This window comes from Spirochaetaceae bacterium (genome assembly GCA_009784515.1).
Lineage (GTDB): Bacteria > Spirochaetota > Spirochaetia > WRBN01 > WRBN01 > WRBN01.
Window position 1 is genome coordinate 1 of the sequence record WRBN01000074.1, and the last position, 9,698, is coordinate 9,698.

Genomic DNA, 9,698 nt, shown 5'->3' on the forward strand with positions numbered 1-9,698 from the left:
CCAATTTTTCGATTAAAGCCGCCTCACCTCCCGCAAAAGCCGCTTTTACCTGTTCGGCTACCACCTGATTAGCTTGCCCGGCCTCACGCTCGGCTAAATTTTCACCCACACAAAGGATAACTCCTAAATCGTGCTTGCGGGCCAACTTAAGCTTAGCATTAACGCTGCTATCGCTTTCGTTGTAATATTGCCGGCGTTCACTGTGCCCAACTATCACACTAAGCACGCCCAGCTCTTTTAAAGCCAGCACCGATACCTCGCCGGTATAAGCGCCGTCTTCGTGGGCCGCCATATTTTGGGCGGCCACATAAATATTACTGTCTTTAGCAATATTACTGTCTTTAGCGGCTTGCAGCACCGCCGGCAAAGCCACAAAACTAGGAGCTACCACCACCATATTAGTGGTATTACTTACTAAAGGCATTAAACTTTGCATAAAAGCCACTGCCTCGCTTGGGGTTTTATTAAGCTTCCAGTTACCGGCAATAATTTTTTTACGCATTTAAATAAATCTCCTTTAGTACCCACTATATTGGTTATATAATTGCACAATTTTACTATTTGGTCAAGCAGCTTTTTTTTAAAAAAGAGATTGTCGTGTTTTTTAGCCCTTTCCCTCTTGCTTAACTTTAATAAAAAATGTAAGATAACACGAGTGTTAATAAACACGGGCCGTTAGCTCAGTTGGTAGAGCAACAGACTCTTAATCTGTGGGTCGCAGGTTCGAACCCTGCACGGCTCAATTAATAAATTTTTATTTAGCTGCAATTATCAAATTGGAATAATTTATTTATATTCTAAATCACCCTTAAATATAATAGGAATAAGCAAAACTCTCCGGCGGAAAGTTTTGCTTATAAAAAAAGAGTCTTGTATAAAAAATTAATTAGTGCAGGCGGGAAGCATAAATTTTTCTAATAATTTTACTTTATCACTCACACTACCGGCCTCGTTATCACCAAAAGCTTCAAATTCTTTGCCGCCAATCTCCATCGCTCTGTCAAAGGTTTGGCCAAATTTTTCCTCGCCATATTTTTTTATAAATATGGCACAAGCTTTAGCAAACTTTTCTACGCTATAAAAACCTTTCTCACAATCTTCTAGCTCATTACATAAGTAGCAGCCTTCTAGGTCTTTTTCTTGGGCACATTTAACATTGGGGCAAACTTTCTCTTGATTAGCGGTAGCGTACGAGCACCAATTATAGCCGCTGCGGCAGCCGCCACAACGCTCGGTATAAGGACAATAATCGCAATGCAACCCGCAAACCGAGCGCGGATTTAACCCCACACGTGCTTTTTTAGCCATTTCAGCAACCAAAGTCTTACAATGTTCTATCCTAGCTCCATTATCGCCTTGTTCTTTATCAAAGGCATATTTATTAAGAATTTTGCAAGGAAAATCTAAACATTCACCACAAAAGCGCACATCTTTAGCAATAGCACACTGAGCAACTTCACACTCTCCACCGGCAGATGACCAAAAAGGTTTGCCCTCACTAGCAATACAACCTTTACAACCATGTTTTTCTTTATAATCACACTCGGCACATTTTAAACCACAATAACTATCAAACATATTTTCTCCTTTGTAGCATTATAACAAAATTATCGACTAAATATAATATAGTCTTTATTTTATAGCTTTCTTTTTAATAGGAAAAAGCAAATCTAATTGCATATCACCTTGCCCGCTAAAGTGCTCTTCAAGGCAATGGTCCATATCGTCTTCGCAAGGCGAGCAGCGGATAGCCTGCCAATCACTTTCATAGTGCGCGCTGGCCTCTATCCACTTGTTAAGCAGAGTCCAGTGGTCAAAATCGCCCATTTTAATGGCATGGGCTGCGTATAAACCTCCGTTAAAGCTGCGTTTTACATAAGGTGGCGGTACGTCTATATGGGACGGAATGGTAACCCACATTTGGTATTTATGCGAATTTTCACCAACAGCCGTTGCTCCCTGTGAACAATCAAAACCAAAATAACGTATATCGGGTTTAATTTGATGTAAGTTATTTTTTTTAACAAAATTATCCAAAAGCTCAATGGCTTTATCTTCACAATTATCTCCGGCAGCACTCACAGCGGCTACGATTAGTGGCGGTAAATAAATTACTCTAACATCGGTTAACTTACTTAACTTTTTATCGGCCTCATTTAATTTTTCCATCGCTAAATTATCCTTAACATTTTTAAGTTGATTATCAGGAAAAGAGAGCGAACCGATAACGGTAAGTGTTTCTTCACTAAAAGGCAAGCGGGTAGCTAAATTGATAGTAGTTTTATCATTTATCTCCTTAACAAACCTATTTAAAATAGCTTTAATCGTAGAAAGAGCCGTAATTTCTTTATCAAGCCGGCTTATATTTTGCTGTAGCACCAAAGTTATTTGGCGGGCTTCATCATTATTAACTATCTCAATTATCTCTTTTACAGAAATACGTAATTTACGCAAGATAATTATTAATTTAAGATTATTTAGAGCATTTTCATCGTAAACTCTGTAAGCGTAATCATTTTTGCGCAAGCTTTTTATTAAACCAACTTGCTCGTAATAACGCAGCATACGCGCCGAAATACCGTAATCTTTAGCTACTTTAGTTATGGCTAATAGCTCCATCTTAACCTTTGCCCCCCTTTCTTAACTTTACTATAAAGTACGACACGGTGTCAAAGTCAATGGTTTTAATGAAATATTTTTGACTACTTTTTATTTTATTGATTATCTACAAGTCTTCTATTTTGTAGTTATTAAACCCCTCGTAGTGGTAGCTGGTATCAATCCCTTTCATGTAAACGGCACGCTCATCACTCGGGGTAACCAAAGCTTTTTTTAATAAATATTTAATTTCGGTATCTTTTATCGGGCTGCGTTCCATCGCCAGCAAGTAATCGGTTTTGTCTATTTTATCCCAATCCACCACTTGTTTAATTTCTTGTTTAAAAATTAAATCCAACCATATCCGCATTGTACGGCCGTTACCCTCTCTAAAAGGGTGGGCAATGTTCATTTCTACATATTTTTGCACAATTTCATCAAAATTCCTCTGCGGCATTGCATCGATATGTTTAAGCGAACTATCTAAATACATTAAAGGGGCAAATCTAAAACTGCCTTTAGCAATATTTACCTTACGTTGCTCACCGGCAAAGTTATAAATATCGGTAAATAAAAATTTATGCAACCGGCATAACCCCTTAAAAGTGCCTACTTCTACCCGGTTAATAGCCCCGCTATCAAAAAGCTCCTTAGCCTTTTGCTTGCTTAACCTTTCTTCGGCCCGCTGCAAATCGGCCTGATTAGTTATACCAAGTTTATTATCTAAAAGCATAGTACCTCGTTTGCTTTAAGCTGATTAATCTTTGTTAAGTTCTTGCCATAAATCGTTGGCTATCGCACTGCCTATAGCAGCCGGCTTAATATAATAACTATCTTTAACAGGAAAAACAGTTTCGGTTTGCTCCGTTTTACCTAGCTGCCACAAAGTAAGTAAATCATCGCCGCGTGTTAAAGACATCGCCCCTTGTGCATATAAATTATTTACACCATTAATATCATCGTTAAGCATACCGCTTAGCACAAACACATCACGGCCATTCTCTAAGGCAAAATCGGCGGTAATCATCGCTCCGCTGCGGACGGGAGCATCGGCCACCAGCACACCGCGGCTAAGGCCGGCCACAATACGGTTGCGGGCCGGAAAGTTTTGCCGGTACGGCGGGGTATCGGGTTCGTACTCGCTTAACAGTAAGCCGCCGCTATCAATTATTTGGGCCGCTAAATTTTTTTGCGAACTGGGATAGATATTGTTAAACCCACTGCCCAGCACAGCGATGGTATGGGCCTTAACCGCTAAAGCGGCCCGATGAGCCACCCCATCAATCCCCACCGCTAAGCCCGAAACTATACTATCAAGGCCACCGGCGCATTCCCGCACAAAAAAAGCCGTTTGCTGTTTACCCTCTAGGCTGGGGTGGCGCGTGCCCACTACCGCTAAGTTAGCGTCGTCTTGAGCGGGCCAATGCCCCCAACTGTAAAGCACAAAAGGTGGGTCGTAAATATTCGCTAAAGTTTTAGGATAACGTTCATCAAAGCGTGAAATTACTTTGATACCTCTATTTTGCAGGCCATTGGCTAAATTTAAAGCCATATCATAAAAGCTGGCCCCGTCAAAATTTGCCAGCCGTTCATTACGTGTTTTGGTAAATTTAAGGCCAATATCCAAATTAAATAAATCGTTTACTCGCAATTTTTTAAAGCTATCGGTATCTTTAATAAAAACAGCCAGCACATATTTTTCCAACGGGTTAAGCAGAGGGATTAAACTAATGGCTAACGCCAGCAAATTATCCATTTATCTTCCTTTAACGCATAGCGGCTAAGGCCGTCTCGCGGTTGGCCCTAGCCCGTGCCACCACAGCTTCGTCACTGCTGGTAGCTATAATATTATTAAGCAAGGTGGCCGCCTCATTAAAGTTGCCCAGTCCGGCCGCCACATGGGCCTGCACAAACATGAGCTCGGTATTGGGGCGCACCTGCGGCACAAGACGGTTTAAAACGGCCCTAGCCGCCGGAAAATCTTCAAAAAAGTAGGCGTAAGTGATAGCTAAAGCATATAAAGCATCTAAATGATTTTCATTAAGCTGCACCGCTACCTCCAGCGAGCGTTTAGCCTCCGTACGGTTTTGCCAAATTAGCTCATCATTCGTATGGGTTAAGGCTACCTGCCCCAAAGCTAAGGCGCGCTGATAATGTAAGTTAGCATTAAATGGGTCTATCTCGATGGCACGGGTAAAAGCACGGGCAGCATCGGCATACATAAAACTTTCCATAAATCTAAGCCCTAACATAGTTTGCGTGCGTGATAGCCGTAGGTTACGGTCGATAATATCATCGATGGCAGCAATTTGCCGGTTAATTTCGGCCGTTAAACGTTCAATTTCGGCGCTATTATCGATACGCGCCGCCTCGTTGGCTAGCTCCAATCGCTCACGCTGGCCCCACTCGCGCAAACTGCCGATGGGCTCGGCATCACGGGGGAAAAGCTCTTCCCGCATAGGGTTACGGCAAGCAAGCAAAGTTAAGACGGCAAGGGCCATTAATAAATAGTTCATCTTTAATTTTTACCATAAAATTTGTTTAATGACTACTCCCCATCGGTATTACGGGGGTGATGTTTATGGTGCACCTCCGCCAGTTCTTTATGGTTAAGATGCGTATAAATCTCGGTAGTAGTTAAATTAGCATGGCCCAAAAGCTCTTGCACCACCCGCAAATCGGCCCCGCCGGCCAACAGATGAGTGGCAAAACTATGGCGCAAGGTGTGGGTTTTGCTGGTAACGCCGCTGGCCAGCTCCAGCTGCTGTAATTTAAACCATATTCCTTTACGGCTTAAGCGGTTACCGTTAAAGTTTAAAAATAAAGCGTTGCCGCTGCCCATTTTTTTTAAGGCCGGCCGGCCGGTGGTTAAGTAAGTTTTTAATTTAGCAAAAGCCAGCTCGCCCAATGGGACTACCCGCTCTTTGTCGCCTTTACCTACCACCCTAATTAAACCTTCGTTAAAAAATATATCGTTAATATTTAGGCCAACGGCCTCGCTTACGCGCAAACCGGCGCTGTAAATTAACTCGAAGAGGGCCTCATCACGCAGCTGCAAAGTTGGGTTAGCGTTGGCTTCGCCGGCCAGCAGGGTATCTACCTCTGCTACTTCCAGCGCCTCTACCTTAGCCTTATATAATTTAGGCCGCCGTAAATTTTTAACCGGGTTATCACCAATCAAATTGTTACGTATTAAATATTTATAAAAAGAGCTTAAAGCGCTTATTTTTTTGGCTAAGGTAGCCGGCCGGTAACTATTTTGATAGAGGTATTCCTCTATATCCAATAAAGTTATTGTTTGATAATTAAACCCCTTGTCGCTGCAATAGGCTAAAAAATGGCTAAGCTCGCGCCTGTAAACCTCAACGGTGGCAATACTTTTAGTTTGTACTAAAGTAATGTGTTGTATGTAATTATCAATTATTACCATAAATTGGCAGTTAAAGTAAGTATCACAAAAAAGATTAATCCGGCAGTTATGTAACCTATTAATAATTTATTACTTAATTTCATTTTCATTTTAAATTTATCCCTTTTTAGTCAATTTCGGCTTCGGTAAGGCGCACATAACTTAAAAACCACAAAAATACGCAGCTAACCGCCCAAAATATTTGATTTATCCAAATACTGTCATCAAAGACAATAAATATATCAAACCAAACGAAGCTGTCAAAGTTGCTAAAGTATAATAACGGCAAGCTAAAAAAGTAAAGGATAGTTGAGGCGGCAATACCTATTAAAAAAACTTTAAGTAAAGCCCGTTTTTTAAAGATGGTACCGGCAAAGAGCAAAGTTGATTGAAACATTAACGCCCTTAAAGTACCGTCAAGATAACGCCACTCCCATATCTGACTATTCTCGTAATCCCAAGACCTAATATTATCACTGCCCGAGGCAATCACAAAAGCTATCTCTTTTACCAGCGAGGCAAATAACAGCACCACAACCAGTACTAACGGCAGCACGATTAAAGTAAAAAATAAGGCCATAGCCATTTTTTCTAACGCCGTTACCGGCAGCAATAAGTTATTAACATCTTTATACCTGCTAAAAAAACTAGCGGTGTAATGAAAATAAAAAGCGATAATTCCAAACCAAGTAGCTCCAATCAACAAACCAAAACTTTGTGTTAGCAAAAAGATAACCACCGGGATAGCCAGCAAAACCAATAAAGCGGTACGGTAGTTGGTAAAATCGTTAAAAAGCTGCAAGCGGCACAACTTAACAAAGCGGTTAAAATTAAATTGTAAATGATTTTTTAAAACAAGCATTTTACACTCCCTTTCGGCTGGTAATATTAAAATTACCCTTTAAAGCCTCTTCAATAGCCGCACTGTTAGTGAGCAAAGCATTAAAGATAAACTCTACCGTAACCCGCTCACCTTTATTACTAGGCGGCCCCTGCATAAGACAGCTGTAACTGGTAGCCGTTTGCTCGCTGTATAAAGCCTCTGCCGTCGGTTGCTCGTGTTCTTCAATATGCAGGCTATCATAAAATAAAGCTAAATCATTTTGATTAAGTACCTTATTACCATTTAAAATAATAATAGAGTTGATAGCCCCTTCAATATCGTGGGCCTGATGGGTGCTAATTAAAGTTACCAAATTAGCCTCGTTACGCCTTTGTAACAAAAGCTTACGTAAAATAACTTTACTAGGAATATCCAGCCCATTGGTTGGCTCGTCCAGCAATAAATATTTACAGTTGGTTGCCAAAGCAAAAGCAATAAAAAACTTTTTTTTGTTACCAAAACTTAATTTAGCCAAAGGTAAGCGGTTATTTACCTCAAACTCGGCTAAATAACTATTAAATTGCTCGTGGCTAAAACCCGGATAAAAAGCCGAGTATAACTTAACATATTGCTGCTGCGTAAGTTTAGGCAGTTTAAAATCTTCGGCCACAAAAAAGACGTTGGCTAAAAAAGCGGCCTGCCTTTGCTGCGGGGTAAACTCGTCTACCATAATAGTACCGGCCTGCGGAAAAAGTAGCCCGCTGGCTAACTTTAAGAGAGTACTTTTACCCTCGCCATTTTTACCAAAAAGCCCGCAAATAGTACCGGCTTGCAAGTTAAGCGAAAAATCTTGATAAACCAGCACACTTTTAGGGTAACGATAGTTAATTGAGGTTAAATTTATCATTATTAAATCATTATAGATAGCTAACCTTTAAAAGTCAAGACTATTTTTTAAGATTAACGCAATATTCAACATTCCTAAATTACATTAAAAAAATGCAGCGCCGTAGCGCTGCACTTAATTTAATAAAAAATTTATTTTAAATAATTACTAATAGAAGCCGCCGCTGTGCGGCCCTGTCCCATTGCTAAAATAACGGTAGCTGCTCCCAGCACAATATCGCCGCCGGCATAAACACCATCTAAACTGGTTTTACCGTCATCGTTGGTAACGATATTGCCCCATTTGTTGCACTCTAGGCCCGGCGTCGTCATACGGATAAGCGGGTTGCTGCTGTTACCAATAGCAACAATTACTAAATCTACATCCATAATAAACTCGCTGCCGGCAATCGCTATAGGACGGCGGCGGCCTGAACTATCCGGCTCGCCCAGTTCGCAGCGCAAACATTTTAAGCCGGCTACTTCGCTTTTATCGTTGCCAAGCACCTCGATGGGCTGAGTTAAATAATCGAAGATAACCCCTTCTTCGGCGGCATGATGGATTTCTTCCAGCCTTGCCGGCATTTCTTCAGCGGTACGGCGGTAAACAATATGCACCTCTTCGGCTCCTAAACGCAGGGCCGTACGCGCAGCGTCCATTGCTACGTTACCGCCGCCCAGCACCGCTACCCTCTTTTTACGCGGGATAGGCGTGCTGCTTTCGTTATGATAAGCTTTCATTAAATTACTTCGTGTTAAATATTCGTTAGCGCTAAGTACGCCGATAAAATTTTCGCCGGGAATATTCATAAAAACCGGCAAACCGGCCCCGCTGGCGACAAAAACGGCATCAAAACCGTCATCTTTAATAAGTTGATGGATAGTACGGGTGCGGCCAACTAAAAAGTCGGTATGAAAAACCACACCCATCTTTTTAAGGCCGGCAATTTCGGCCTCGACAATTGTTTTAGGCAACCTAAACTCGGGAATACCGTACATGGTAACGCCGCCCAACTTTTGAAAAGCCTCAAAAACCTCTACGGTGTGGCCGGCCTTAATTAAATCGCCGGCCGCCGCTAAGGCCGCCGGACCGCTGCCCACTAAAGCCACACGCTTGCCGGTGTTAGCGGCCACCGCCGGTGTTTTAACTTCGCCCTGTGCAGCTTCGTAGTCGGCCACAAAACGCTCAAGACGGCCAATCATTACGGCCTTCTCCACATCTTTTAGGCTTTTACCCACGGTACAACGCTCCATACACTGGGTTTCTTGCGGGCAAACCCGCCCGCAAATGGCCGGCAGCATATTGGTTTCTTTTATAATAGCTACCCCTTTGCTAAAATCGCCGTCCTCGATGGCTTTAATAAAGCCGGGAATATCTATGCCCACCGGGCAACCGGCTATACAAGGGGCATTTTTACACTGCAAACAACGCCGCGCCTCCAGCATAGCTTGCTCGGCGCTGTAACCTAAAGCTACTTCGCTCATATTGTGGCTGCGCTCTTTAGCCTCTTGGCAAGGCATATCCTGCACAGGAATAGCTAAACGCTCTTTGTTGGTTAGCTCTTTATCCTTTAACTGTGTTAATAAAGTTTTTGCTTGTTCTTGTAATGTACTCATAAAATTATTATAGCACGGCTTTTTATAATTGACAATTCAAAAATTACCTAAATTTATCGGGCCGGCTAAAACCCGCTGTTTACACCAAATTGCCGCCGTAATTGCAGACAAACATAAGGAAATAAAGATATTTATTGTATAATTTTACTTTAAAAAGCCCTTGACAAATTATTGGTTGTATTATAACATAACTTTTAGAGTGCTCAAAACCAAAAAATTTAGATAAAAAAGATAGAGGATTTTTTATGAAAAGCAAAAAATTATATGCTTTAATGTTAGTAGTAGTTTTGGCTTTATTTGCCTGTAGTAACGATAAAGATAACAGTGCATTTGCCGGCAGTACTTTTGCCCTAGAGGGCGATGCAA

Annotated in this window: 10 protein-coding genes and 1 tRNA gene; 1 reads left to right on the forward strand and 10 read right to left on the reverse strand. The window is 41.6% G+C overall.

Annotated features, from left to right (window positions below; translation table 11 throughout):
- Positions 1–502: triose-phosphate isomerase (locus tag FWE37_07840; protein ID MCL2520889.1), on the reverse strand; the 502-nt coding region annotated here is incomplete at its 3' end.
- A gap of 167 nt (positions 503–669) precedes the next feature.
- Here FWE37_07840 and FWE37_07845 point away from each other — a divergent pair.
- Positions 670–742 (forward strand) — tRNA-Lys (locus FWE37_07845).
- A gap of 140 nt (positions 743–882) precedes the next feature.
- Here FWE37_07845 and FWE37_07850 read toward each other — a convergent pair.
- The 9 genes from FWE37_07850 to gltA all read right to left on the reverse strand — a co-directional run bounded on the left by FWE37_07850 (position 883) and on the right by gltA (position 9,332).
- On the reverse strand, positions 883–1,578 hold the full coding sequence (locus tag FWE37_07850; protein MCL2520890.1) for a DUF3795 domain-containing protein: 696 nt from the start codon (positions 1,576–1,578) through the stop codon (positions 883–885).
- A gap of 54 nt (positions 1,579–1,632) precedes the next feature.
- Positions 1,633–2,619: an effector binding domain-containing protein gene (locus FWE37_07855; GenBank protein MCL2520891.1), complete on the reverse strand. Its 987-nt coding sequence runs from the start codon at positions 2,617–2,619 to the stop codon at positions 1,633–1,635.
- Positions 2,620–2,725: 106 nt separating this feature from the next.
- Entirely contained in the window at positions 2,726–3,331 is a 606-nt protein-coding gene (locus FWE37_07860) for a Fic family protein (protein ID MCL2520892.1), read from the reverse strand.
- A 24-nt stretch (positions 3,332–3,355) separates the two neighbouring features.
- Positions 3,356–4,354 (reverse strand): DNA-processing protein DprA, encoded by a 999-nt coding sequence (gene dprA / locus FWE37_07865; GenBank protein MCL2520893.1) that lies wholly within the window; start codon positions 4,352–4,354, stop codon positions 3,356–3,358.
- Between the two features lie 10 nt (positions 4,355–4,364).
- Positions 4,365–5,114 (reverse strand): hypothetical protein, encoded by a 750-nt coding sequence (locus tag FWE37_07870; GenBank protein MCL2520894.1) that lies wholly within the window; start codon positions 5,112–5,114, stop codon positions 4,365–4,367.
- A gap of 32 nt (positions 5,115–5,146) precedes the next feature.
- Complete coding sequence (locus FWE37_07875) at positions 5,147–6,028, reverse strand: tyrosine recombinase (GenBank protein ID MCL2520895.1); 882 nt, start codon at positions 6,026–6,028, stop codon at positions 5,147–5,149.
- Positions 6,029–6,134: 106 nt separating this feature from the next.
- Positions 6,135–6,869, reverse strand: coding sequence for a hypothetical protein (locus FWE37_07880; GenBank protein ID MCL2520896.1), 735 nt, complete (start codon positions 6,867–6,869; stop codon positions 6,135–6,137).
- A gap of 1 nt (position 6,870) precedes the next feature.
- On the reverse strand, positions 6,871–7,737 hold the full coding sequence (locus FWE37_07885) for an ABC transporter ATP-binding protein (GenBank protein MCL2520897.1): 867 nt from the start codon (positions 7,735–7,737) through the stop codon (positions 6,871–6,873).
- Between the two features lie 131 nt (positions 7,738–7,868).
- Positions 7,869–9,332 carry an NADPH-dependent glutamate synthase gene (gene gltA, locus FWE37_07890; GenBank protein MCL2520898.1) on the reverse strand — a complete coding sequence of 488 codons (1,464 nt, stop codon included), beginning with the start codon at positions 9,330–9,332 and terminating at the stop codon, positions 7,869–7,871.
- Positions 9,333–9,698: the final 366 nt, after the last annotated feature.

Bases quoted from the DNA above. Each gene is read 5' to 3' on its own strand.
- FWE37_07850 (MCL2520890.1), bottom strand. From the start codon at position 1,578: ATGTTTGATAGTTATTGTGGTTTAAAATGTGCCGAGTGTGATTATAAA.
- FWE37_07855 (MCL2520891.1), bottom strand. From the start codon at position 2,619: ATGGAGCTATTAGCCATAACTAAAGTAGCTAAAGATTACGGTATTTCG.
- FWE37_07860 (MCL2520892.1), bottom strand. From the start codon at position 3,331: ATGCTTTTAGATAATAAACTTGGTATAACTAATCAGGCCGATTTGCAG.
- dprA (MCL2520893.1), bottom strand. From the start codon at position 4,354: ATGGATAATTTGCTGGCGTTAGCCATTAGTTTAATCCCTCTGCTTAAC.
- FWE37_07870 (MCL2520894.1), bottom strand. From the start codon at position 5,114: ATGAACTATTTATTAATGGCCCTTGCCGTCTTAACTTTGCTTGCTTGC.
- FWE37_07875 (MCL2520895.1), bottom strand. From the start codon at position 6,028: ATGGTAATAATTGATAATTACATACAACACATTACTTTAGTACAAACT.
- FWE37_07880 (MCL2520896.1), bottom strand. From the start codon at position 6,869: ATGCTTGTTTTAAAAAATCATTTACAATTTAATTTTAACCGCTTTGTT.
- FWE37_07885 (MCL2520897.1), bottom strand. From the start codon at position 7,737: ATGATAAATTTAACCTCAATTAACTATCGTTACCCTAAAAGTGTGCTG.
- gltA (MCL2520898.1), bottom strand. From the start codon at position 9,332: ATGAGTACATTACAAGAACAAGCAAAAACTTTATTAACACAGTTAAAG.